The sequence below is a fragment of the Bittarella sp. HCP28S3_D9 genome (assembly GCF_052065655.1).
GTDB classification, from domain to species: domain Bacteria; phylum Bacillota; class Clostridia; order Oscillospirales; family Ruminococcaceae; genus Bittarella; species Bittarella massiliensis.
In genome coordinates, this window is record NZ_JBQHTP010000009.1 from 1 (window position 1) to 25,286 (window position 25,286).

The following is a 25,286-nucleotide window of genomic DNA, read 5'->3' on the forward strand; positions in this document are numbered from 1 at the left end:
GAACTGGCCGTTTTGGGCCAGTTCGCCAAGCGAGCCGCCGGTGAGGGTGTATTTGGGCAGCAGCACCAGGTCGGGGGCGCGATCCCCCAACTGCTGGGCCGCCTCGATCAGGGCCTCGGCGCTTTTGTGCATGTCCCCCAGGGAGATGCGGGAGGTGAGCGCCGCCACCCGTACAATGCTTTCCAAAAAAGAGACCTCCTTGCCAAAAAGAGATGGGGCCCCCGGCGCGGACAGTGCATCCGCCGCGGCGGGGGAAAGGGGGGGCCGTGCGCCGGCGCGTCGCCCCGCCAAAACAGGGGGGAGGGGCAGCCGGCTGCCGGGCCCGCCCCGGCGAATATCGCCATGCGGCCATTATAGCATATTTCCCCGCCCAAAAACACCGTGCAGGGGCAGAAAAATGCGCCCGGCAACGGGTTTTTGCCCGATGCGCCCCCCTTGTGCGCGGGGGCAAAAGAGAGTATACTATTTACTCAATCGGCCCCTTTTACCGGGGGGCGGAAAAAAAGACGTGAAGGAGTGAGTGACGGATGGACAAATTACTGAAGATCTTACGGCGCAACGGCATGATGGAGGTGGCGCAGCTGGCGCTGCTTTTGGACCAGAGCGAGGCGGAGGTGGAAGAGCGGCTTCGCCAGCTGGAAGAGGACGGGGTCATCAAGGGCTACCGGGCGGTCATCGATTTTGAGGAGACCGAGGAGAACCATGTGGAGGCCCTGGTGGACCTGAAGGTGACCCCCCGCAAGGACTGCGGCTTTGACTACGTGGCCGACAAGATCGCCCAGATGAAGGAAGTGGATTCCCTCTACCTGATGAGCGGCGGCTACGACCTGTCGGTCCACATTTCCGGCAAGACCTTTCAGGACATCGCCATGATGGTGGCCAAAAAACTCTCCACCATCGACGGGGTGACCGGCACCGCCACCCACTTTGTCCTCAAGAAATACAAGGAGGACGACATCCTCTTCTGCGGTGAAAAACGCGATGAAAGGGGACTCACCAACCTGTGATCGACTACAACAAAATCCTCTCCAACAAAATTTTGCAGGTGAAGCCCTCCGGCATCCGCAAGTTCTTCGACATCGCCGCCGAGATGGAGGGGGTCATCTCCCTCGGGGTGGGGGAGCCCGACTTCGACACCCCCTACTCGGTGCGCCAGGCCGGCATCAAGAGCCTGGAAGAGGGCAAGACCTGGTACACCGCCAACGCCGGACTGGCCCCCCTGCGGGAGGGGATCGCCCGCTACCTGCAGCGCCGGTTCGACGGCCTCACCTACGACCCCAGCGACGAGATCCTGGTCACGGTGGGCGGCAGCGAAGCCATCGACATCGCCATCCGCACCCTGGTGGACCCAGGGGACGAGGTGATCATCCCCGAGCCCAGCTTTGTCTGCTACACCCCCATCGTCCAGCTGGCCGGCGGGGTGCCGGTGCCCATCCCCACCAGGGAGGAAAACGAGTTTCGCCTCACCGCCCAGGAGCTGAAGGACGCCCTCACCGAGCGCACCAAGCTGCTGGTGCTGCCCTTCCCCAACAACCCCACCGGCGCGGTGATGGAGCGGCGCCACCTGGAGGAGATCGCCCAGGTGCTGCGGGGGACCGACGTGATGGTCCTCTCCGACGAGATCTACGCCGAGCTGACCTATGGCGGGCTGAAACACACCCCCTTTGCCGCCATCGAGGGGATGTGGGAGCGCACCATCACCGTCAACGGCTTTTCCAAGGCCTTTGCCATGACCGGCTGGCGGCTGGGCTACGCCTGCTGCCCGGCCCCCATCCTCGCCCAGATGAAAAAGGCCCACCAGTTCGCCATCATGTGCGCCCCCACCGTCAGCCAGTACGCCGCGCTGGAGGCCATCAACAACTGCGACGACAGCATCGAGGAGATGAAAGAGGAGTACGACAGTCGCCGGCGCTACATCGTCGACGCCTTCAACAGGCTGGGGCTGCCCTGCTTCACCCCCAAGGGGGCCTTCTACGTCTTCCCCTGTATCCGCTCCACCGGGATGTCTTCCGCCCAGTTCTGCGAGGAGCTGCTCTACTCCAAGAAAATCGCGGTGGTGCCGGGGGACGCCTTTGGCGAGAGCGGGGAGGGCTTTATCCGGGTGAGCTACTCCTACTCCCTCTCCCACCTGAAAAAGGCGATCAAGCGCATCGGCGAATTTCTGGAAGAGCGGCAGGGGTGAGGACGCCCCGCCAAAAAACCAAACGGCACGGGCCGCGACCGAAGGGGCCGCGGCCCGTTTTGAGAAATGGGGGATCGGAAGATGTCCGCTGAACTGGTTTCGGTGATAAAGACCCCGCGCTACGGGCGGGAGGAGGCGGTGGCCGCCGTCCGCCGCCACTTTGCGGCCCTGGGGGTAAAGGAGCAGGTGGGCCCGGCCACCCGCGCCCTCATCAAGCCCAATTTGCTGATGAAGCGGGCCCCCGAGGGGGCCACCACCACCCACCCCGACTTGGTCTACGCGGCGGTGGTCTGCCTGCAGGAGCTGGGGGTGCGGGAGATCGTCATTGCCGACAGCCCCGGCGGCCCCTACACCGAGAGCGCCCTGCGGGGCATCTACCGCGCCTGCGGGATGGAGGAGGTGGCCCGGGACACCGGCGCCCGCCTCAACTTCGATTTGGGGGAGGGGGAGCGGGAGAACCCCGCCGGGGTGAAGGCCAAGAAGTTCGCCGTCATCGCCCCCATCTGCCGGGCCGACTTCATCGTGGATGTCGCCAAGTGCAAGACCCACTGCATGACCACCCTCTCCGGCGGGGTGAAAAACCTCTTCGGCAGCATTCTCGGCCTGCAAAAGCCGCGGATGCACTACCGCTTCCCCGAGACCGAGGACTTCTCCCAGATGCTCCTGGACCTCTGCGGCGCGGTGCGGCCCGATCTGGTGCTGGTGGACGCGGTGGAGTGCATGGAGGGGGACGGCCCCTCCAGCGGGGTGAAAAAGCAGGTGGGGCTGACCCTCTGCGGCCGCAGCCCCTACGCCGTGGACGAGTGCCTCTGCCGGCTGATGGGCTTTTCCCCCGAACAGGTGGCCACGGTGCGGCTGGCCCGGGAGCGGGGGCTCTTTGGCGGGGAGGTGGCGCTGGCAGGGGACGAGGACGCCCTGCAAAACCGCCATTTTCAGCGGCCCCGCTCCTCCACCGTGGACTTTATGGCCGGGGTGCCCGCCCCCCTGCGCCGCCCGGCCAGGTGGGTGATGCGCACCCTCTTCACCCCCCGGCCGCTCATCGACACCGCCGCCTGCGTGGGCTGCGGGAAGTGCGCCGAGAGCTGCCCGCCCCAGACCATTGTCCTGGAAGGGGGGAAGGCCCGCATCCGGAGGGAGCGCTGCATCCGCTGCTACTGCTGTCACGAGATGTGCCCGGTGGGGGCCATCCGCGTCTCCAAAAACATCCTCACCAAACACTAAAAGCGAGAGGAGGGCGCGCCCATGGACGGTTTGCACCTGCGGGCCAACGCCAAAATCAACCTGTCTCTGGACATCCTCGGCCGGCGGCCGGACGGCTATCACGAGATGGACATGGTGATGCAGACGGTCACCCTCTGCGACGAGATCACCCTGTGCCGGACGCCGTCGGGCATCTCCCTCACCGGGGACGACCCGACCCTGCCCTGCGACGAGCGAAACATCGCCCACCGGGCCGCCCGCGCCTTTTTTGAGCGGACCGGCCTGACGGGCGGCTGCGCCATCCACATCCAAAAGCGGATCCCCGCCCAGGCGGGGCTGGGGGGCGGCAGCAGCGACGGCGCGGCGGTGCTGCGGGGGCTGAACGCCCTCTACGGCGCGGGGCTCACCACCCCCCAGCTCTGCGAGGTGGGGGCCGGGGTGGGGGCCGACATCCCCTTTCTGGTGCTGGGGGGCACCGCCCGGGTGGGGGGCTTCGGCGAAAAGCTGACCCCCCTTCCCCCGCTGGGGGACTGCTTTCTCCTCCTCTCCAAGCCGGAGGAGGGGGTCTCCACCGGGGCGGCCTTTGCCGCCTTTGACGGAGCGGAAGATCCCCCCCGCCCCGACACCCAGCGGCTGTTGGCCGCCCTGGCGGCGGGGGACCTGCTCGCCCTGGGACAGGCCCTGAAAAACGCCATGCAGCTGCCGGGGGTGGTGCCGCCGGCGGTCTGGGAAATCGCCCGTCGGATGGAGGAAGGGGGGGCGCTGGGGGCCTGCATGAGCGGCAGCGGCTCGGCGGTCTTCGGCCTCTTTGACCGGGAGGGCCCCGCCCGCCGGGCCGAGGCGGCGCTGCGGGAAGTCTACCCCCAGACCGCCCTCTGCCGCCCCGCCCCCTTTGGGGTGACCGACCGCCGGGGACAGCCGGTCTAGGGACCGACAGCCGGCCGAGGGCTCCGCTGGGGCCGGGCGCCTTTAACAGTGCGCTGGCAGAAGGACCCCTTTGCATCGGTGAGGGGGAGAGCCGATGACGGGGTGGAGCGGGGGAACGGCCCTATCTCCCTTCCCTTGCGCTTTTCCCTTTCCCCCTCTGCCGGCGGCAAAAAAATTTGATTTTCCAGGTATAATTTGAAAAAGAGCGCTCCATACTCTCCCCAGACAAATCGGAAGGGGCGTTTTCAGTGAAGCGTTTTGCAAAAGTCCACAAGTGGGAGTGGGCCCTGGCTCTGGCCTCGGTCCTCTGCATCTTCTACGCGGCGGTGTCCGCAGAGGGGGAGTCGGTGGAGGCCATCCGCGAGAACACCGTGCGGCTGCACATCGTGGCCAACTCCGACTCGCCGGAGGACCAGGCGCTCAAGCTGCAGGTGCGCGACGCGGTGCTGGCCCGCTCCGACGAGCTCTTTGGCGATCTCGAGGACAAGGAAGAGGCCCTGGACGCCATCCGGGAGAAGCTGCCCGCCATCGAGGAGGCCGCCGAGACGGCCCTGCGGGAAAACGGCTGTCAGGAGCCGGTGCGCGCCGGGGTGACAAACCTCTACTTTGACATCAAGCGCTACGGCGACCGGGCGATCCTCCCCGCAGGGGAGTATGACGCCCTGCAGCTGGTCATCGGCGAGGGGCAGGGCCACAACTGGTGGTGCGTCATGTTCCCGCCCCTCTGCGTCCCCACCGCCAGCGAGCAGACCCCCGACTCGGTCTACGGCGAGGCGGCGGGGGAGATCGACCCCGCCCAGGGGGTGGAGGTCAAGTTCAAGGTGGTGGAGTGGTTTGAGGGGGTGCAGCGCTTCTTCTCCGGCGAGAAGAGCGCCGAGCACTACACCCACTAGAGCGGGTCCCGGGGGGGCGGCCAAAGCGGAAAGATCTTCCGCCGCGGCCGCCCGCCTTTTTGCGCCCTGCGCGGGTTGCCCGGCGGGCCAAAACGTGTTATCCTGAAAGGCAAACGACACTCCCTCCCACCGCCCCTTTTGGGCGGCGGGAGGGCCGGGCCGAAAGGGGGGGAGAGAGATGCTGCAACTGGTGCTGGGCCGGGCCAAGACCGGCAAGAGCACCCTGCTGGAGAGCCGGGTCGCCCAGCGGGCCGCCCAGGGGCGGGAGGTGCTGTTCCTGGTGCCGGAACAGGCCTCCTACCAGACCGAGAGCCGCCTCTTTTCCGCCCTGCCCCACGGCGATTTCAGCCGGGTGCAGGTCCTCTCCATCACCCGGCTGTGCGAGACCATCTTCGCCCAAAACGGCGGCCTCTCCGTCCCCGATCTGACCGGGGTGGGGGCGGCCTCCCTCATGGCCTCGGCCTTTTACGAGACCAAAGACCAGCTGCGCCTCTACGGCGGCCAGCCGGTGACCGAGGGCTTTCTCTCGGCCCTCATCGCCGCCCGGGAGGAGTTTCAGAACATGGGCCTCTCGCCCCAGGCCATCGACGAGGCCGCCCAGGCCCTGGGGAGCCCCGCCCTGCAGGACAAGCTGGGCGATTTCTCCGCCGTCTTCGCCGCCTTTGACGCCCTTTTGGACCGCAGCTTCACCGATGAGCCGGGGAAGATCTACCGCGCCATCGACCGGCGGGGGGATTTCTTTTTGGGCAAGTCGGTCTTTGTCGACGCCTTCACCGGCTTCACCAAGCCCCAGCACGACCTGCTCGACTGCATCCTGCGGGAGGCGGAGGAGGTGACGGTGGCCCTCTGCTGCGACGATCCCTGGCAGGGGGACGGGCGGGAGCTCTCCCCCTTTTACGAGGCCCGCAAGACCGCCCGCCGCCTGGCCCGCAACTGCCGGGAGATGGGGGTGGCGGTGGCCGAGCCCGAGCGGCTGGACACCCCCCGCTTTGCCTCCGCCGACCTCTGCCAGATAGAGGCGGCCTTTGCCGGGCGCCGCCCCGCGCCGCTGGAGGAGGGGAAGGTGCGGGTCTTTGCCGCCCCCGACCGGTTTGCCGAGTGCGACTGGGCCGCGGCCGAGATCGACCGGCTCTGCCGCCAGGGCTACCGCTACCGGGAGATCGCCGTCCTCTGCCGCCGGGCCGACGACTGCGCCGTGGCCATCCGCCAGGCGTTCGACCGGCGGGAGATCCCCTATTTTATCGACGAGAACCAGCCGGTCTACGCCAAGCCCACCGTCAGCCTGGTGCTGGCCATTTTGCGGGCCCTCACCCGGGGGCTGGACGCGGACGGCCTCCTCCTCATCGCCCGGCAGGGGCTGGCCGATGCCGACGAGGAGACCCTCTGCGACCTGGAAAACTACCTCTACACCTGGAACCTCTCGGGCGCGGCCCTCAAGCGGCCCTTTGAAAAAAATCCCGACGGCTTCGGCGGCCCCCTCACCCCCGAAGGGGCCGAGACCCTGCGCCGGGTCGAGGCGCTGCGCCAGGCCGTCTGCGACCCCCTGTTTGCCTTTGAAAAGAGCTGCCGCCGCAGCACCGGCGGGAAAATCGTCAAGGGGCTCTTTTCGCTGTTGGAGCGATACGGCGCGGCCCGGCTGGGGGAGCGGCAGGTGGCCCGGCTGGACGAGCTGGGGGAGAGTGCTTTGGCCGACGACTTTGTGGCCCAGTGGGACGCCCTGGTGGCGGTGCTGGACGAGCTCTATCTCACCCTGGGGGACCAGCCGCTGGACATCGACCGGTTTGCCGAGATCTTTCGCCTCTCCCTCAAGGCGGGGGATTTTGGCGCCATCCCCCGCAGCCTCGACCAGGTCATCGTGGGCTCGGCGGACAAGACCCGGCTGGAGGGCTGTCGGGTCTGCTTTGTGCTGGGGGCGACCTTTGGGGCCTTCCCTTTGCAGGAGGACCCGCCGGGGCTGCTGACCCAAAAGGAGAAAAACGCCCTGGCCGAGTGGGGCCTTGCCTACGCCGTGGACACCGGCGAGGCGGTGAGCCGGGAGCTGGGCTACTGCTACAATGCGGTCTGCGCCCCCAGCGAGCGGCTCTACATCGGCTACCACACCGCCTCGCTGAAGGGGGAGCAGTTTGAGCCCAGTGAGCTGGTGGAGACCGCCCTGAAGATCCCCGGCCTCAAGGTGGAGGCCGGAGAGCTTCCGGGGGAGGAGGCCGTCTCCAACCGGGAGACCGCCTTTGCCGCCCTCTGCGCCGGGGAGGACCCGGCCCTGGCGGCCGCCCTGACCCAGGCCCTGGGCGAGCCGGAGCGCCGCCGGTTGGAGCGGGTGCGCCGCAGCGGCGAGGGGTACCGCTTCACCCTCGGGAGGGAGGCCAGCTACCTCCTCTTCGGGTCCAAGCTGAACCTCTCCCCCACCGGGCTGGAACAGTTTGAAAACTGCCCCTTCTCCTTCTACCTCAAGCGGGGGCTGGGGCTCGCCCCGCCCCCCAAGGGGGAGGTCTCCCCCCTGGAGACGGGCAGCTTTATCCACTACCTGCTGGAACAGGCCCTCAAGACCTACGGGCGGGCGTTCCCCGCCGTCCCCAGAGAGGAGCTGGACGGCTTTGTTGACACCGCCGCCGCCCGCTACGGGAAGGAGCAGTTGGGGGAGGAAAACCTCACCAAGCGCCAGCAGTACCTGCTGCAAAAGGTGCGGGAAAACACCAAGCTGCTGCTGACCCACCTGCAGAGGGAGCTGGCCCAGAGCCGGTTTTTCCCCGCCGCCTTCGAGCTGCCGGTGGGGGAGGGGAAGGACGCTCCGCCCCTGCGGGTGCAGGCCGCTGACGGCACCGAGGTGGCGGTGCAGGGGTATGTGGACCGGGTGGACACCTGCGAGATCGACGGCCAGCCCTACCTGCGGGTGGTGGACTACAAGTCGGGGGGAAAGGCCTTCTCCCTGAGCGATGTGTACAGCGGGTTGAACATGCAGATGCTCATCTACCTCTTCTCCCTCTGCCAGGGGGAGGGGCCCTTTGCCGGCAGCCTGCCCGCCGGGGTCCTCTACATGCCCGCCGCCGTCACCTATTCCGACGTGGAGGGGGAGCCGGATGAGGGCTCCGCCGCCCTCTTTTCAAAGGGGCTGACCCAGAGCGGACTGGTGCTGCGGGACCTGGAGGTCGTCCGCGCCATGGAGCCGGGGGTGGCGGGGGACTTCATCCCCGTCAAGCAGAACAAGGACGGCACCTTCAGCAAGTACAGCCGCCTGGCGACGCTGGAGCAGATGGGCCAGATCGAGGGGCACATCCGCCGCACCATGGCCGGGCTGGTGGACGCGCTGCGCCAGGGGGAGATCGGCGCCGTGCCCCTGCAAAAGGACCAATTCCTCCCCTGCACCTACTGCGACTACCGCCGGGTCTGCCTCATCGAGGAGAAGGACGAGCGGCGGGAGTGCCCCAAACTGAAGGGGGACGCCGAATTTTACCAGAGGACAAAGGGGGAGTGACAGATGGCTGAAAAGCCCCGCTTTACCAGGTGGCAGCAGGCTGCGGTGGACGACCGGGGCGGCACCCTGCTCGTCAGCGCCGCCGCCGGCTCGGGCAAGACCTCGGTCCTCACCAACCGGGTGGTCTCCCTCCTGGCCGACGAGACGGCCCCCGTCAGCCCGGAGGAGTTGCTCATCGTCACCTTCACCAACGCCGCCGCCGCCGAGATGAAGCAGCGCATCTACACCGGCCTGGCCGCCGAGATCGCCGCCCGGCCGGGCAGCGCCTTTCTGCGCCGCCAGCAGGCCCTGGTCTCCCGCGCCGACATCTGCACCATCGACTCCTTTTGCATCAAGCTGGTGCGGGAGCACTTCTCGGCCCTGGGCATCCGCCGGGACTTCTCCATTGTGGAGGGGGCCCAGGCGGGGCTGCTCAAGCAGCGGGCCCTGGGCGAGACCCTGCAGGAGCTCTACGAGGAGGCGGAGCCCGCCTTTTTGCAGATGGCCGAACTGGTCAACGCCGAGCGCAGCGACCGGCGGCTGGAGGACATCCTCTTAAAGCTGCACGACTTTCTCCAGTCCCTGCCCTACCCCCAAAACTGGATCGACAGCGCCCTGGCCCTCTACGACGGGGACCAGCCGGCGGGGGAGAGCGTCTGGGGCAGGGCCCTCCTCGCGGGCGCGGCGGAGATGCTCTCCTTCTCCCTCGCCCAACTGGAGAAGATGGGCGACCTCGCCGCCGGGGACGGAAAGCTGTCCGCGGCCCTGGCCCCAGTGCTCGAGAGCGACCGGGCCCTGGTGCAAGGCGCCCTGGACGCGGCCCTGGCCGGGGACCTGGGCGACCTGGAGGAGCGGCTGCGGGCGGGCGGCTTTGCCCGTTTCCCCACGGTGCGGGGCTATGCCGACGACCCGCTCAAGGTGCGCGTCAAAGAGCTGCGCGACGAGGTGCGGGCCGACTGGGCCGAGTGGCGGGACAAGCGCCTCTGCCGCACCCCCGCCCAGCACCGGGAGGACGTGGCCGCCCTGCGCCCCCTGGTGGCCGCCCTCTACGGGGCGGTGAGCCGCTTTGGCCGCAAGTTGGAGGAGCGCAAGCGGGCCGAAAACCAGTTTGAGTTCTCCGACTTGGAGCAGTACGCCCTGCGGCTGTGCACCACCACCGACGGGGTGCAGATCCTCCCCAGCGAGCTGGCGGGGGAACTGTCGAGCACCATCTCCTTTATCATGGTGGACGAGTACCAGGACACCAACGGGGTGCAGGACGCCCTCTTCCAGTCCCTGTCCAAAAATGGGGAGAACCTCTTTTTGGTGGGGGACGTCAAGCAGAGCATCTACCGCTTCCGCCAGGCCAAACCGGAGATCTTCATCGCCAAGAAGGAGCAGTTTCACCCCTATGACGGCAGCGTCTACCCGGCCCTCATCACCCTGGGCCAAAACTTCCGCAGCGCCAAGGGGGTCACCGACTTTGTCAACTTCCTCTTCTCCCGGGTCATGAGCCGGGAGGTGGGGGAGATCCCCTACGGCGAGGGAGAGGAGCTGGTCTACTCCGGCGGGTACGACGGCGCGGCGGTGGACGATGCGCCCGAAATCTACCTGGTGGACGGCAGCCCCGAACAGCCGGGGGAGGGGGAGGAGCCGCCCCCGCCCGACCGCCGCACCCTGGACGAGCGGGAGGCCGACTTTGTCGCCCAGAAGATCCGCTCCATGGTGGAGGGCGGGTTCCTGGTCAAGGACGGCCCGGTCACCCGCCCCGCCCGCTACGGCGACTTTGCCGTGCTGCTGCGCTCGGCCAACACCCTGGCCCCCCTCTATCTCGAGCGGTTGGAGCTGGCGGGGGTCCCGGCCGGCGGCAGCGGCAGCCAGGGCTTTCTCGGCCGCAAGGAGATCGGGATGCTCACCGACTTGCTCAAGTGCATCGACAACCCCAAAGACGACGTGGCCCTGGCCGGGGCCATGCTCTCCCCCCTCTACGGCTTCACCCCCGACGAGCTGGCCGAAATCCGCGCCGGCGCGCCCAAGGGGGCGGGGAAGAGCCTTTACGCCCGGCTGCTGGGGGCGGCGCGCACCCCCAAGCTGGACGGGTTTTTAAAGGACCTGCGCTACTTCCGCGAGCTGGCGGCCGTCCTCCCCGCGCGGGAGCTGCTGGGGCGCATCTACCTGGCCACCGACGTGGAGAACCTGGTCAGCGGGCTGGCAAACCCCGCCCCCCGGCGGGAAAACCTCCGCCTCTTTCTCACCTATGCCCAGGAGTTTTCCCAGTCCGGCTCGGCGCGGGAGTTCCTGCGCTATCTGGAGCGGGTGGCTGAGGGGGGGGACGACCTGCCCGGCGCTCAGTCCGGCGGCGGGGGCAACGGGGTGCAGGTGATGAGCATCCACCGCTCCAAGGGGCTGGAGTTCCCCGTCTGCTTTGTCTCCCGGCTGGGGGGCGGCTACAACCTGAAAGACGCCCGGGCCCGGGCCCAGGTCTCCCCGGCCATGGGCTTTACCTGCTACCGGCGGCGGGAACACTTTCTGCAGCACTCCACCCTGATGCACGAGGCCGCCAAGTGGGAGGCGGTGCAGCAGTTGTTGAGCGAGGAGATGCGGGTGCTCTACGTGGCCCTGACGAGGGCCAAGCAGAAGCTGATCCTCACCGCCGCCCAGAAGGACCCCCAGAGCTATGCCCGCGCCTGCTGGGCCCGGGGCACCAGCCCCTACGCCGTCCGCCGCAGCGGCTGCTTCGCTGACTTTGTGCTGGCGGCCCTGGCCCAGCACCCGGGGGCAGATGGCCTCTTTCGGGGGGCGGGGGTCCTCCTCCCGGCGGGGGAAGCGCCCTTCCCCCTGGTGACGGCGGTGGTCCGCCCCGCCCTGCCCGCCCCGCGGGAGACCGCGCGGGAAGAGGTGCCGGCCGACCCCGCCCAGGTGGCCCGGCTGCGGGAGAAGCTCGCCTACCAGTACCCCTACCGGGCCCTGACCGCCCTGCCGGCCAAGGCCTCGGTCTCCCAGCTGGCCAAGGGGCGCAAGAGCTGGCTCAACACCCGCCCGGTCTTTACCTACCAGGGGGGGCTCACCCCCACCGAGCGGGGCAACGCCCACCACAAGTTCATGCAGTACTGCGACTACCGGGCCGCCGCGGTCGACCCCGAGGGGGAGATCGCCCGCCTGAGAGGGGAGCAGTACCTCACCGGCCCTGAGGCCGACTGCATCGACCCCGCCGTCCTGCGCAGCTTTTTTGCGGGGCCGGTGGGCCTGCGCATCGCCCGGGCCGACCGCCTCTACCGGGAGCTGCGGTTTTTCACCCGGATGGACGCGGGGGAGCTGGACGGCGAGGCCGCCGGCTTTGGGGAGACGGTGCTGGTGCAGGGGGTGGCCGACTGCGTCCTCGAAGAGGGGGGCGAGCTGACCATCATCGACTACAAGACCGACCGGGTGAAGGACCTGGCGGCCCTGGGCGAGCGCTACGCCGTGCAGCTGCAAGTCTACACCAAGGGCATCGGCGACCTGCTGGAAAAGCCGGTGCGCCACAAGATCCTCTACTCCTTCTACCTGCAAAAGGCGCTGGAACTGGAGTAGGGGAAAATCCGCCGCCCGCCGCAAAAAAACAGTTGACAGGGCGAGGTGGGGCTGCTATACTAGTTTAGACAACAAAGTAGAACAACATCTGCCGTTCTCACCCACCGGCCTTCTGTGGCGGTGCGGTCAATCAGAAAAGGGGCGTCTCCCCACAGGGGCGACGCGCGTTTGGGCGATTGGTCAAGTGCGGCAACGGTGTTGTCGCACTTTTGTAATTTCAGGGCTTATGGAGGTGTATGGGCAATTAAGAAAGACATGCTCATCAATGAGAGTATTCGAGAAAAAGAGGTTCGGGCGATCGATTCCGACGGCAGCCAGCTGGGCGTTCTCCCCACCCGTCAGGTGTTGGAGATGGCGTACAGCCGCGATCTGGACTTGGTCATGATCTCCCCGACGGCACAGCCGCCGGTCTGCAAGATCATGGACTACGGCAAGTACCGCTTTGAACAGTCCAAGCGGGACAAAGAGGCCAAAAAGAAGCAGAAAATCGTCGAAATCAAAGAAGTTCGCATGTCTTTGAACATCGATACCCACGATCTGGAGACCAAGATCGGCCAGGCGAACAAGTTTTTGGGCCAGGGCAACAAGGTCAAAGTGTCCATCCGTTTCCGGGGGCGCGAGATGGCCCACAAAAACCTGGGCGTCGAACTGATGAACCGCTTTATTGAGCTCATCGGCGACGAGGCCGTGGTCGACAAACCGTCCAAGATGGAAGGGCGCAGCATGGTCGCCTTTCTGTCCCCCAAGCCCGTGAAGTAACATTTTAAGGAGGAGCATATAAGATGCCGAAGCTGAAGACGCACACCGGTGCCAAAAAACGCTTTAAGCTGACCAAAAACGGAAAGGTGAAGCGGGGTCACGCCTACAAGTCCCACATCCTGACCAAGAAGGACACCAAGAGAAAACGCGGCCTGCGCAAAGCGGCTTACGCCGACAAGACCAACGTAGAGGCCATCAAGAAACTGCTGCCCTACGCCTAAATAGAGGCCGGAATTTTTGAAGGAAACCTAGGAGGTATAAGGATATGGCTCGTATTAAGAGAGCGACCATGACGCACAAGAGAAGAAAAAAGGTTCTGAAGCTGGCCAAGGGCTACTACGGCGCCAAGAGCAAGCTGTTTAAAACCGCCAAACAGGCCGTGATGAAGTCCGGCCAGTACGCCTACATCGGCCGCAAGCAGAAAAAGCGCGACTTCCGCAGACTGTGGATCACCCGCATCTCCGCCGGCTGCAAGGCGAACGGCATGAACTACTCCACCTTTATCAACGGCCTGAAAAAGGCCGGCATCTCCCTCAACCGCAAAATGCTGTCGGAAATCGCCATCCATGACGCCGCCGCCTTCACCGCCCTGTGCGAAAAGGCCAAGGCCGCTCTGTAAAGGGGCGTAATATGCGCATCTGCCGCCCGGTCAAGCCATTTGACCGGGCGGTTTTCGTACCGCCGCGGGCGGCAAAAGGAGGAAACTGCTGTGTCAGAACACATCACCAGCCGGGACAATCCCCGCGTCAAGGCGATCTGCCGCCTGCGCTCGTCGGCCAAGGCCCGGCGGGAGGCGGGCCTCTTTCTCTGCGAGGGGGCCCGCCTCTGCGCCGAGGCCGCCGCCTCCGGCGCGGTGGAGAGCGCCTTTTTCACCGAAGAGGCCCGCACCCGCTGGCCCGACGTGGTCGCCGCCCTCGAGGGGTCGGCCCGGTCGGCCTTCTGCGTCAGCGACGGGGTGATGGCCAAAATCAGCGGGGTCGAGAGCCCGCAGGGGGTGCTCGCCGCCTGCCGGGCGGGGCTGGTCCGCCGCCGGCTGGGCCCCATCGACCCCGGCGGCCACTACCTCCTCTTGGACGGGGTGGCCGACCCGGGCAACCTGGGCACCATCGTCCGCAGCGGCTGCGCCTTCTCGGTCACCGGCATCATCGCCGGGGAGGGCGGGGCCGACTTTCTGGGCGACAAGGTGGTGCGGGGGGCCATGGGCGCCATCTTCAAGGTGCCGCTGACGGTGGTCCCCGACCTGGCCGAGGCGGTGGGGGAACTGCAGGCCGCCGGGCTCCCCGTCTACGGCTCCGCCCTCCACCGGGAGAGCGTGCCGGTGGGGCAGATCGACTGGAAGTCCCCCTGCGCCCTGGTGGTGGGCAACGAGGGGGCGGGCATCTCCCCCCAGGTGGCCCAGCGGTGCGACAAACTGGTGGAGATCCCCATGGCGCCCGGCTGCGAATCCCTCAACGCCGGGGTGGCCGCCTCCCTCTTCCTGTGGGAGATGGCCCGTTGAATCCGGCCCTCTGGCTCTACCGGGGGCTGGGCCCGGCCAACCCCCGGCTAAAGGCGGCGCTGGCGCACTTTGGCTCCCCCGAAGCCGTCTGGCAGCGGGGGCGGGAAGACGGCTTTTTCACCGCGCGGGAGCGGGCGCGCCTCTTCTCCCGCGACCCGGCGGACGAGCCGCCCTTTTCCCGCCGGGCCCTCTGCTGGGGCGGGGAGGACTACCCCGCCCGGCTGTCGGCGCTGCCCGACCCGCCGGGCTTTCTCCTCTGCGAGGGGGACCCGGCGGCCCTTGCGGGCCCGGCGGTGACGGTGGCCGGGTCCCGCACCCCCGACGCCTACGGCGCCGACTGCGCCCGCGCCTTTGGCAGGGCCCTGGCCCAGGGGGGCGCGGCGGTGGTGGCCGGGGTGGCCTACGGGGTGGACCAGGCCGCGCTGGAGGGGGCCCTCTCCGCCGGGGGAAGGGCGGTGGCCGTCCTCCCGGCGGGGTTTGGCTACCTGACCCCCGCCGGCTGCCGGGACCTCTGCGAACGGATCGCCCGCGCCGGGGGCGCGGTGGTGAGCGAACACCCCGACGACTGCCCGGTCACCCGCCAGGCCTACCACCAGAGGGCCCGGCTCCTAGCGGCGCTGGGGGACCGGCTCTTTGTCCCCCAGTGCGCCCAGAAGAGCGGCGCCCACCTGGCGGCCGCTGCTGCCCGGGCCCTGCAAAAACCGGTCTACGCCCTGCCGGGGGATGTTCGCACCCCCTTTGCCGCCGGTTTTTGGCGGCTGCTGCAGGAAGGGGGGCAGGTCTGCGTATATCCCCACCAGTTGCTGGACCATCCTCAAGAAGAGCCGGCCGCCCCGCCGCCCCCGCCGAGAGAGGTGCCGGCCGGCCCGGCCGGGGCGATCCTCGCCCTGCTGCACTCGGGCCCCGCCCCCCTCGAGGGGATCTTGGCCGGGGTGCAGGCCCCGCCCCCGGCGGTGCTGGCGGCGCTTTCAAAGCTGGAATTGGCCGGGCAGATCGCCCGGGGGGTGGACGGGCGCTACCGGAGGGTGCTATAATGAAGTATTCGCGGCGAGGGCCGTGCAAAACCCACTCGAAAAACGAGGAGTGAATGGATTGTCGAAACTGGTTATAGTGGAATCGCCTGCCAAGGCAAAGACCATTAAAAAATATCTGGGCCGGGGCTACAGCGTCGTGGCCTCCATGGGCCATGTGCGCGACCTGCCCAAAACCAAAATGGGGGTGGACTTCGAGCACGACTTTGCCCCCCAATACATCAACATCAAGGGCAAGGGCAAGCTGATCAACGAGCTGAAGGCCGCCGCCAAAAAGAGCGACAAGGTCTACCTGGCCAGCGACCCCGACCGGGAGGGGGAGGCCATCTCCTGGCACCTGGCGCAGATTTTGGGCCTGGATGTGAGCGAGCCCAACCGGGTCTCCTTCAACGAGATCACCAAGACCGGCATCCAAAACGGGATGAAGGCCCCCCGCACCATCGACATGGACCTCTTCAACGCCCAGCAGGCCCGGCGCATCCTCGACCGCATCGTCGGCTACAAGCTGAGCCCCTTTCTCTGGCGCAAGGTCCGCAAGGGCCTCTCCGCCGGCCGCGTCCAGTCGGTGGCGGTGCGGCTGATCGTCGACCGGGAAAAGGAGATCCGCGCCTTTGTCCCCACCGAGTACTGGAGCGTGGAGGCCCGCCACCGGGTCGAGGGCTCCCAGGCCGCCTTTTCCTCCAAATTGGTGGGCAAGGGCGGCAAGAAGATCGAGATCCCCGACGAGGCGGCCGCCCAGGCCATCTACCAGGACATTGTCGGCAGGGAATTCGTCATCGACTCCATCAAGAAGGGCAGCCGCAAGCGCAATCCCTCGCCCCCCTTCACCACCTCCACCATGCAGCAGGAGGCCTCGCGCAAACTGGGCTTTCAGTCCCGGCGCACCATGCAGGCCGCCCAGCAGCTCTACGAGGGCATTGAGATCGAGGGGATGGGGGCCGTCGGCCTCATCACCTATATGAGGACCGACTCCCTGCGCATCTCCAAAGACGCCCAGGACGAGGCCACCGCCTTCATTGAAAAGCAGTACGGGAAGGACTACCTCCCCGAAAAGCCCCGGGCCTACTCGGCCCGCAAGGGGGCCAACACCCAGGACGCCCACGAGGCCATCCGCCCCACCATGCCCTCCCTGACCCCCATGCAGATCAAGGACTCCCTGAGCCCCGACCAGTACCGGCTCTACAGCCTCATCTGGAAGCGGTTCATCGCCAGCCAGATGGCCTCCTCCCTGCTGGACACGGTGACGGTCAACCTGCTGGTGGAGGGGTACAACTTCCGCGCCTCCGGCTTCACCGTCCGCTTCGACGGCTTCACCAAGGTCTACATCGAGGGGAAGGACACCGCCGAGGACGACGAGAAGTCCCTCCCCCCCATCCGCAAGGACTCGAAGATCCTCACCGACAAGATCGATTTGGGCCAGCACTTCACCGAGCCGCCCCCCCGCTACACCGAGGCCACCCTCATCAAGGCGATGGAGGAGAACGGCATCGGCCGCCCCAGCACCTACGCCCCCACCATCACCACCATTTTGGGCCGGGGCTATGTGGAGCGCCAGCAGAAGATGCTGGTCCCCACCAGCCTGGGGGAGGTGACCACCCAGCTGCTGGAAGAGCACTTTCAAAACATCGTCGACGTGAAGTTCACCGCGGGGATGGAGAGCAGCCTCGACGAGATCGAGGAGGGGAAGGCCGACTGGGTCAAGGTCCTGCACGCCTTTTACGGCGAGTTTGAGGAGACGCTGGACAAGGCGGAGAAGGCCATGGAGGGCACCCGCCTCAAGGTGCCCGACGAGGAGACCGACATCGTCTGCGAGCTCTGCGGGCGCAAGATGGTCATCAAGACCGGCCGCTACGGCAAGTTTTTGGCCTGCCCCGGCTTCCCCGAGTGCAAAAACACCAAGGCCATCACCGTGGAGACCGGCGGGCTCTGCCCCCTCTGCGGCGGCAAGATGTTGGAGAAGAAGTCCAAGCGGGGGCGGAAGTTCTACGGCTGCGAGCACAACCCCAGCTGCTCCTTTATGACCTGGGACCTGCCCATCCCCGAGACCTGCCCCAAGTGCGGCGCCACCCTCTTTAAAAAGACCGGGCGGGACGCCAAGATCTACTGCGCCAAAGAGGGCTGTGGCTACGAGCGGGAGGACCGGGCAGAATGATCCGGGTCATCGGCGCCGGTCTGGCCGGCTGTGAGGCGGCCCTGCAGATCGCAGACGGGGGGGAGCGGGTGCTCCTCTGCGAGATGAAGCCGCAAAAATACACCCCCGCCCACCAGTACCCCGGCTTTGCCGAGCTCATCTGCTCCAACTCCCTGAAGGCCGAGCGGGTGGAGAGCGCCGCCGGGCTGCTCAAGGCCGAGATGCGGCTGCTGGGCTCGGTGGTCTGCCGGGCCGCCGACGAGACCCGGGTCCCCGCCGGGGGCGCCCTGGCGGTGGACCGGGTGCGGTTTTCCGACACTATCACCCAGGCGGTGCGCCGCCACCCCAACATCGAGGTCGTGGAGGGGGAGGTCACTGCCATCGACCCGGACGAGTGGACCGTGGTCGCCTCGGGCCCCCTCACCTCCGACGCCCTCTCGGCGGCCATCGCCGATTTGATTGGGGAGGACTATCTCAGCTTTTACGACGCGGCGGCCCCCATCGTCACCGCCCAGTCCCTTGACCGGGACCGGGTCTTTGCCGCCGCCCGCTACGGCAGGGGGGATGCCGACTACCTCAACTGCCCCATGAACAAGGAGGAGTACGACGCCTTCATCGACGCCCTGGTGTCCGCCGAGCGGGCCCCCCTGCACGACTTTGAACAGGTGGGGGTCTACGAGGGCTGTATGCCGGTGGAGGTGATGGCCGCCCGCGGCCACGACACCCTGCGCTTTGGGCCGCTGCGGCCGGTGGGGCTGCGGGACCCGGCCACCGGCCACCGCCCCTGGGCGGTGGTGCAGCTGCGAAAAGAGGACGTGCAGGGCAGCCTCTACAACCTGGTGGGCTTTCAGACCAACCTCAAGTTCCCCGAGCAAAAGCGGGTGTTCTCGCTGATCCCCGGGCTGGAAAAGGCCGAGTTCATGCGCTACGGGGTGATGCACCGCAACACCTTCCTCAACTCCCCCAAACTGCTGTGCCCCACCCTCTGCCTGCGGCGCCACCCCAAGGTCTTTTTTGCCGGGCAGATCACCGGCACCGAGGGCTATATCGAGAGCGCGGCCGGCGGCATCCTGGCGGGGAAAAACGCCCTTCGCGCCGCCCGGGGCCGGCCCCTGCTGGAACTGCCCCGCGACACCATGCTGGGGGCGCTGACCCACTATGTCAGCGACGGGGGGAACGCAGACTTTCAGCCCATGGGGGCCAACATGGGGGTGCTGCCCCCGCTGGAAAATCGCGTCCGCGGCAAGCAGGAGCGCTACGGCGCCCTGGCGGCCCGCGCCCTTTGCAGCTTGCGCGGCTATCTGCGGGCGGCGGGCGAGGCCGAGGCCGAGGCCGCACAGAGCTAGAGACGGGAGGAATGGACCATGCGAATCATCTTTGACGCCATGGGCGGCGACAACGCCCCCGACGAGACCCTCAAGGGGGCCCGGCTGGCCCGGGACGAATACGGGGTGGAGATCACCCTGGTGGGGGACAAGCCCCTGCTCACCGAGCGGGCGGCCGCCCTGTCGGTCGACCTGGCGGGGCTGGACATCCGCCACGCCCCCACCCAGATCTCCATGGAGGACGAGCCCACCGCCGTCTTGAAGGAGAAGGGCGACTGCTCCATGGCCGAGGGGCTGCGGATGCTCAAATCCGGCGAGGGGGACGCCTTTGTCTCCGCCGGGAACACCGGCGCCCTGGTGGTGGGGGCGACCATGATCGCCGGGCGGCTCAAAGGGATCAAGCGGGCGGCCCTCACCACCGTCATCCCCTCGGCCACCGGCGCCTACCTGTTGGCCGACGTGGGGGCCAACGCCGAGTGCCGCCCCGAGATGCTGGTGCAGTTCGGGGTGATGGGGTCGGCCTACATGGAGAAGATCATGGGGATCGCCGCCCCCAAGGTGGGGATCGCCAACATCGGCACCGAGCCCCACAAGGGCACCCCCTTGCAGCAGGAGACCTACCGGCTGATGCAGGACGCGCCCCTGCACTTCATCGGCAACGCCGAGGCGCGGGACATCCCCTTCGGGGTGGCCGACGTGGTGGTCTGCGACGGCTTTACCGGCAACATCATCCTCAAACTCACCGAGGGGCTGGCCAAGATGATGGCCGGCGAGGTGAAAAAGGTGATGTTCAAAAGCCCCCTCACCAAGCTGGGCGCCCTGACCATGGCCGGGGGGATGAAGGGCTTTAAGGACAAGATGGACTACTCGAAGTACGGCGGGGCCCCCCTGTTGGGGCTAAAAGCGCCGGTGATCAAGGCCCACGGCAGTTCGGGGGCTGAGGCGTTTCAGAACGCCATCCGCCAGGCCAAGACCATGGTGGAAAACGGGGTGATCTCCACCATCGAGACCGCCCTGGGCGAGATGCGGCAGAAGGCCGCCGAAGGGGGCGAACGGTAATGGAAAAACTGGAGCGGACCCTGCACTACAGCTTTCTCGACAAGCAGCTCATCGAGACGGCCCTCACCCACTCCTCCTTTGCCAACGAGCGGGGGCCCGGCGTGCAGTACAACGAGCGGCTGGAGTTTTTGGGGGACGCGGTCCTCTCCATCGTGGTGAGCGACTACATCTTCAAAAACCTCACCGACATGCCCGAGGGGGAGCTGACCCGGGTGCGAGCCACCCTGGTCTGCGAGAAGTCCCTCTGCGACCTGGCGCGGGCCATCCACCTGGGGGACTACCTGCGCCTGGGCCGGGGGGAGGACCTCTCTGGCGGCCGGGACCGGCCCTCCATCCTGGCCGACGCCTTTGAGGCGGTGATCGCCGCCATCTACCTGGACGGGGGGATGGAGGCGGCCTCCGCCTTCATCCTGCGCAACATGTCCTCCCTCCTCTCCAACCGCACCTACACCCCCTTTGTGGACTACAAGACCCGCCTGCAGGAGATCGTCCAGCAAAACCCCGAGGACCAGCTGGAATACCGCCTGGCGGGGGAGGAGGGGCCCGACCACGCCAAGATTTTCACCGTGCAGGTGATTTTGGACAACAACGTCTTCTCCACCGGCCGGGGCCGCAGCAAGAAGGCGGCCGAGCAGGACGCCGCCAAAGAGGCCCTGCGGCTGATGGGGGAAGAGTGAAACACGGCAACATCGGCATCTTCATCCCCCACCTGGGCTGCCCCCAGCGGTGCAGTTTCTGCAACCAAAACCGCATCTCCGGGGCCGCCCACGCCCCCTCCCCGGAGGAGGTGGCCCAGCTGCTCGAAGGGGCGGTGCGCACCCCCGGCTTTGACGGGGCGCACTGCGAGATCGCCTTTTTCGGGGGCAGTTTCACCGCCGTCGACCCGGCCTACCGGGAGGCGCTGCTGGACGTGGCCGAGCCCTTTGTCCGCCGGGGCCAGGTGGCGGGCATCCGCCTCTCCACCCGGCCCGACTGCCTGGACGGGCCGATGGCCCGCCACCTGGCCGCCCGCGGGGTCACCGCGGTGGAGCTGGGGGCCCAGTGCATGGACGACGGGGTGCTGGCGAAAAACCGGCGGGGCCACACGGCGGAGGATGTCCGCGCCGCCTGCCGGGCCGTCCGCGCCGCCGGGCTGGAACTGGGGCTGCAGATGATGACCGGCCTCCCCGGCGCCGATCGGGAGACCGACCGGCGCACCGCCGAGGCGTTTGTCGCCCTGGCCCCCGACACGGTGCGCATCTACCCCACCCTGGTGATGCGGGACACCGAACTCTGCGCGCTCTATGAAAAAGGCGCATACGCGCCCCTCTCGCTGGAAGAGGCGGTGGAACAGACCGCCGCGCTTCTGCGGCTTTTTGACAGCGCGCGCATCCGGGTCATCCGGGTGGGGCTGCACCCGGACGAGAGCCTGGCCAAGGGGTGGGTGGCGGGCCCCTTTCACCCGGCCTTTCGGGAACTCTGCGAGAGCAGGCGGTACGCCGCCCTGATGGGCGAAGCGCTGGCCGGCCTCCCCGCCGGGGAGTACCGGCTGGGGGTGGCCCCGGGCCACGCCTCCAAGGCGGTGGGGCACCGGGGGGAAAACCGCCGGGCCCTGGCCGAGCGGGGGCAGCGCATCAAGGTATACGAAGACGGGGCGGTGGCGCCCTACACCATCCGGAGGATGTGAGAGTTTGTTTTTAAAGGCACTGGAAATCTACGGGTTCAAGTCCTTCCCGGACAAGACCCGGTTGGAATTTGACCACGGCTTCACCGCCGTGGTGGGGCCCAACGGCAGCGGCAAGAGCAACCTGTCCGACGCCATGCGCTGGGTGCTGGGCGAGCAGTCCAGCAAGTCCCTGCGGGGGGCCAAGATGCAGGACGTCATCTTTGGCGGCACCCAGGCCCGCTCCCCCATGGGCTTTGCCCAGGTGGCCCTGGTCATCGACAACGCCGACGGGAAGCTGGCGGGCATTCAGGCCGAGGAGGTCACGGTGCTGCGCAAGCTCTACCGCTCGGGCGAGAGCGAGTACCGCATCAACGGCCAGGCCGTCCGCCTCAAGGACGTGCACGAGCTGTTCATGGACACCGGCCTGGGCAAGGACGGCTACTCCATCATCTCCCAGGGCAAAATTTCCGAAATCGTCAGCGCCAAGAGCGAACAGCGGCGGGAGATCTTTGAAGAGGCCGCCGGCATCGCCAAATACCGCTACAAGAAAAATGAGGCCGAGCGCAAGTTGGAGCGGGCCGAGGAAAACCTGCTGCGGCTGCGGGACATCCTGCAGGAGGTGGAGAGCCGCCTGGAGCCCCTGCGGGTGCAGAGCGAAAAGGCCAGCCAGTTTCTGCAGCTGGCCGGGGAGCGGCGGCAGCTGGAGGTCTCCCTCTGGGTCTACACCCTGGCCAAGTCGCGGCAGCTGCTGCGCCAGCAAGAGGACAAGCTCCTCCTGGCCCAGCGGGACTTTGAGACCATGCAGCAGAAGATCGACGGTATGGACCAGAAAAACGAGGAGCTCTACCAGCAGATGAACCGCTGCGCCTCGGAGATCGAGGAGGTCAACGCCGACATCGCCGAGCTGGGCGCCCAGATCAACCAGAACGAGGCCAGCGTGCTGGTGCTGCAAAACGAGCAGAAGCACGCCGGTGAAGAGGTGGAGCGCCACCGGCGGGAGATGGAGGATCTGGCCCGCCGGGGGGAGGACATCGACCAGAAGATTGCCGACAAGCAGGCCCTGATCGAGAAGAGCCGCGCCCTGGCCGCCCAGCGGGAGCGGGAGATCGCCGAGCGGGAGGAGACCCTCTCCGGGCTGGTGGTGCAAAATTCCTCCACCCAGGAGCGGGTGGAGGAGCTGACGTCCGCCCTCTCGGGCTACTCGGTGGAGCTCAGCGAGATCAAGGTGCGGCTGCACGCCGGGGCCGACAACCGGGCCCGCTCCCAGGCTGTTTTGCAGGACCTGGGGGAGAAGAGGGAGCTCTTGACCGGCGAGATGCAGAAGGCCGAGGCCGAAAGGAAAGAGGTCGCCCAGCAGCTCGACCAGGTGGTGGAACAGCTGACCTCCGCCCAGAACACCAAGGACGGCTACGCCCTCAAGTGGGAGAGCCGCCAGCAGCAGCACCGCCGGGCGAAAGAGGAGCTGGACCGCCTGCGGGCCGCCTGCACCGACGCCCAGAACAAGATGAAGGTCCTGCAGGACCTGAAGGACAACATGGAGGGCTTTGCCTACAGCGTCAAAAAGGTGACCCTCTCGGCCAAGGAGGGGAAGCTGCGGGGCATTTTGGGCCCGGTGGCCACCCTGCTCAAGGTCGAGCGCGCCTATGCCACCGCCATTGAGGTGGCCCTGGGGGCCGCCGCCCAGAACATCGTCTGCCAGGACGAGGGGGCGGCCAAGGCGGCCATCCAATTTTTGAAACAGCAGCGGGGGGGCAGGGCCACCTTCCTCCCCCTGACGGTCATCCGCGGCCGCTCGCTGAGCGAGCGGGGGCTGGACGACTGGGACGGCTACGTGGGGGTCGCCAGCGAGCTGGTGGACTGCGACGAGCGGCTGCGCCCCATCGCCGAAAACCTGTTGGGCCGTACCGCCGTGGTGGAGGATCTGGACACCGCTGTGGCCCTGGCCAAGGCCTTTGGCTACCGCTTCAAGGTGGTCACCCTCGACGGCCAGGTGGTCAACGCCGGGGGCAGTCTCACCGGCGGCTCCCTCTCCAAGACCACCGGCGTCTTCTCCCGCGAGAGCGAATTGACCGCCCTGCGGGAGGGGGCGGCCAAACAGCAGGCTCGCCTGGCCGAACTGACCGGGGAGGAGCGGGAACTGCGGGAGGAGCTGGCCCGGCTGCAGGCGGTGATGGAGGGCGCCCAGAGCGAGCTCATCACCGCCGGGCAGGACAAGATCCGCTGCGAGGGCGAGCTGGCCCGCATCGGCCAGTACCTCGAGCAGGCGGGCAGCCAGTTGGAGGGGCTGGAGCGGGACGCCCTTGCCCAGCGCACCTACCTGGAGAAGTTGGAGGGGGAGATGGACGCCCTGCTCACCGAGCAGGAGCAGACCACCGCTCTCTACCAGAAACTCGACGGCGAGCTGGCCGCCCTCTCCACCTCCGCCAAGGCCTTTACCGACGCCCGGCAGGCCATCCTCGACGAGATCGCCGAGCAGAAGATGGAGATCGCCGGTCTGCAGAAGGACACCCTGATTTGGGGGGAGGAGATCATCTCCCTGCAGCAGACCAAGCTGGGCAGCAGCCAGCAGAGAGAGGAGATCCTCGCCCAGATCGAGGCGGCCAAGGCCCGCAGCGAGAAGATCGACCGGGACATCGCCGAGCTGGCCGAGCAAAACAGCGACCTCATGGGGCGGATCGCCGAGCGCCGCGCCGCCATCCACCAGATCTCCCAGCGCCGCCAGTCCCTGGAACAGGAGGCGGTGCAAAACCGCCAGGAGCAAAAGTCCATCCAGTCCGACAAGGACGGGGTGGCCAGGGAGCTGGCCCGGCTGGAGGAGCGCAAGCAGACCATGCAGCAGGACTACGACAAGATCGTGGCCGACCTCTACGACCAGTACGAGCTGACCCGCAGCCAGGCCGAGCAGGAGGCCCGCCCCCTGGAGGACGAGGGGGAGGCCAAGCGCCGCCTGGCCTCCCTCAAGGGGAAGATGCGGGCCCTGGGCTCGGTCAACCTGGACGCCATCGAGGAGTACCGGGCTGAGAAGGAGCGCTTTTCCTTCATGAGCGCCCAGATCGCGGACGTGGAGGAGAGCAAGAACAGCCTGCACAAGCTGATCGCCGCCCTCACCAAGGAGATGATCGCCCGCTTTGAGGAGAACTTCTCCCAGATCAACCGCCACTTCAGCCGCATCTTCGTCGACCTCTTCGGCGGGGGAAAGGCGGCCCTCAGTCTCACCGACCCGGAAAACGTCCTCGAGTCGGGCATCGACATCCAGGTGGCCCCGCCGGGGAAGATCATCAACAACCTCCAATCCCTCTCCGGCGGCGAACAGGCCTTTGTGGCCATCGCCATCTACTTCGCCATCCTCACTGTCCACCCGTCGCCCTTCTGCATCCTCGACGAGATCGAGGCCGCCTTGGACGACGTGAACGTCAACAAGTACGCCGCCTACCTGCGCACCATGTCGGGGGAGACCCAGTTCATCTGCATCACCCACCGCCGCGGCACCATGGAGGAGGCGGATGTCCTCTACGGCGTCACCATGCAGGAGGAGGGGGTCTCCAAGCTGCTGAAGCTGGACGTCTCCGAGGTGGGGTCCGAATTTGTGAACTGACCGGCGGCTTTTTCCCCGGGAAATACATACCATAAAAGGGG

The 25,286-nt window shown here is 67.2% G+C and carries 19 protein-coding genes; 18 read left to right on the top strand and 1 reads right to left on the bottom strand.

Annotated elements, in window-relative coordinates; all coding sequences use genetic code 11:
* Positions 1-186 (bottom strand): hypothetical protein (locus ACTNAU_RS06335; protein WP_441097901.1); only part of this gene is annotated, 186 nt, incomplete at its 3' end.
* Between the two features lie 341 nt (positions 187-527).
* Between ACTNAU_RS06335 and ACTNAU_RS06340 the strand changes: the two genes are divergently transcribed.
* The 18 genes from ACTNAU_RS06340 (at position 528) to smc (ending at position 25,245) form a co-directional block, all read left to right on the top strand.
* On the top strand, positions 528-1,007 hold the full coding sequence (locus ACTNAU_RS06340; RefSeq protein WP_021661514.1) for an Lrp/AsnC family transcriptional regulator: 480 nt from the start codon (positions 528-530) through the stop codon (positions 1,005-1,007).
* Positions 1,004-2,182, top strand: coding sequence for an aminotransferase class I/II-fold pyridoxal phosphate-dependent enzyme (locus tag ACTNAU_RS06345; RefSeq protein ID WP_353653949.1), 1,179 nt, complete (start codon positions 1,004-1,006; stop codon positions 2,180-2,182). Before ACTNAU_RS06340 ends, ACTNAU_RS06345 begins: the two co-directional genes overlap by 4 nt.
* 81 nt (positions 2,183-2,263) lie before the next feature.
* On the top strand, positions 2,264-3,403 hold the full coding sequence (locus ACTNAU_RS06350; RefSeq protein WP_441097902.1) for a DUF362 domain-containing protein: 1,140 nt from the start codon (positions 2,264-2,266) through the stop codon (positions 3,401-3,403).
* Positions 3,404-3,424: 21 nt separating this feature from the next.
* Positions 3,425-4,309 (top strand): 4-(cytidine 5'-diphospho)-2-C-methyl-D-erythritol kinase, encoded by an 885-nt coding sequence (gene ispE, locus ACTNAU_RS06355; protein WP_441097903.1) that lies wholly within the window; start codon positions 3,425-3,427, stop codon positions 4,307-4,309.
* A gap of 248 nt (positions 4,310-4,557) precedes the next feature.
* On the top strand, positions 4,558-5,202 hold the full coding sequence (spoIIR, locus tag ACTNAU_RS06360) for a stage II sporulation protein R (RefSeq protein WP_441097904.1): 645 nt from the start codon (positions 4,558-4,560) through the stop codon (positions 5,200-5,202).
* A 178-nt stretch (positions 5,203-5,380) separates the two neighbouring features.
* Complete coding sequence (locus ACTNAU_RS06365) at positions 5,381-8,674, top strand: PD-(D/E)XK nuclease family protein (protein ID WP_441097905.1); 3,294 nt, start codon at positions 5,381-5,383, stop codon at positions 8,672-8,674.
* Between the two features lie 3 nt (positions 8,675-8,677).
* Positions 8,678-12,202 (top strand): UvrD-helicase domain-containing protein, encoded by a 3,525-nt coding sequence (locus ACTNAU_RS06370; protein ID WP_441097906.1) that lies wholly within the window; start codon positions 8,678-8,680, stop codon positions 12,200-12,202.
* A 255-nt stretch (positions 12,203-12,457) separates the two neighbouring features.
* A complete protein-coding gene (gene infC / locus ACTNAU_RS06375; protein ID WP_185914876.1) occupies positions 12,458-12,961 on the top strand; it encodes a translation initiation factor IF-3 in 504 nt (167 codons plus the stop codon).
* A 23-nt stretch (positions 12,962-12,984) separates the two neighbouring features.
* On the top strand, positions 12,985-13,182 hold the full coding sequence (gene rpmI / locus ACTNAU_RS06380; RefSeq protein ID WP_021661506.1) for a 50S ribosomal protein L35: 198 nt from the start codon (positions 12,985-12,987) through the stop codon (positions 13,180-13,182).
* 44 nt (positions 13,183-13,226) lie between these two features.
* Positions 13,227-13,580, top strand: a complete 354-nt coding sequence (rplT, locus tag ACTNAU_RS06385) for a 50S ribosomal protein L20 (protein WP_185914877.1) — start codon at positions 13,227-13,229, stop codon at positions 13,578-13,580.
* Between the two features lie 90 nt (positions 13,581-13,670).
* Positions 13,671-14,459 (top strand): TrmH family RNA methyltransferase, encoded by a 789-nt coding sequence (locus tag ACTNAU_RS06390; protein WP_441097907.1) that lies wholly within the window; start codon positions 13,671-13,673, stop codon positions 14,457-14,459.
* Positions 14,456-15,493: a DNA-processing protein DprA gene (locus ACTNAU_RS06395; RefSeq protein ID WP_441097908.1), complete on the top strand. Its 1,038-nt coding sequence runs from the start codon at positions 14,456-14,458 to the stop codon at positions 15,491-15,493. The genes ACTNAU_RS06390 and ACTNAU_RS06395 overlap by 4 nt, the downstream gene beginning before the upstream one ends.
* A 58-nt stretch (positions 15,494-15,551) precedes the next feature.
* Complete coding sequence (topA, locus tag ACTNAU_RS06400; protein ID WP_021659817.1) at positions 15,552-17,642, top strand: type I DNA topoisomerase; 2,091 nt, start codon at positions 15,552-15,554, stop codon at positions 17,640-17,642.
* Positions 17,639-18,967 carry a methylenetetrahydrofolate--tRNA-(uracil(54)-C(5))-methyltransferase (FADH(2)-oxidizing) TrmFO gene (trmFO, locus tag ACTNAU_RS06405; protein WP_441097909.1) on the top strand — a complete coding sequence of 443 codons (1,329 nt, stop codon included), beginning with the start codon at positions 17,639-17,641 and terminating at the stop codon, positions 18,965-18,967. Before topA ends, trmFO begins: the two co-directional genes overlap by 4 nt.
* Positions 18,968-18,985: 18 nt before the next feature.
* A complete protein-coding gene (plsX, locus tag ACTNAU_RS06410; protein ID WP_256136330.1) occupies positions 18,986-20,005 on the top strand; it encodes a phosphate acyltransferase PlsX in 1,020 nt (339 codons plus the stop codon).
* Positions 20,005-20,682 carry a ribonuclease III gene (gene rnc / locus ACTNAU_RS06415; RefSeq protein WP_021659814.1) on the top strand — a complete coding sequence of 226 codons (678 nt, stop codon included), beginning with the start codon at positions 20,005-20,007 and terminating at the stop codon, positions 20,680-20,682. The genes plsX and rnc overlap by 1 nt, the downstream gene beginning before the upstream one ends.
* On the top strand, positions 20,679-21,671 hold the full coding sequence (locus ACTNAU_RS06420) for an elongator complex protein 3 (protein ID WP_441097910.1): 993 nt from the start codon (positions 20,679-20,681) through the stop codon (positions 21,669-21,671). The genes rnc and ACTNAU_RS06420 overlap by 4 nt, the downstream gene beginning before the upstream one ends.
* A gap of 4 nt (positions 21,672-21,675) precedes the next feature.
* Positions 21,676-25,245, top strand: coding sequence for a chromosome segregation protein SMC (gene smc, locus ACTNAU_RS06425; protein ID WP_441097911.1), 3,570 nt, complete (start codon positions 21,676-21,678; stop codon positions 25,243-25,245).
* Positions 25,246-25,286 lie beyond the last annotated feature (41 nt).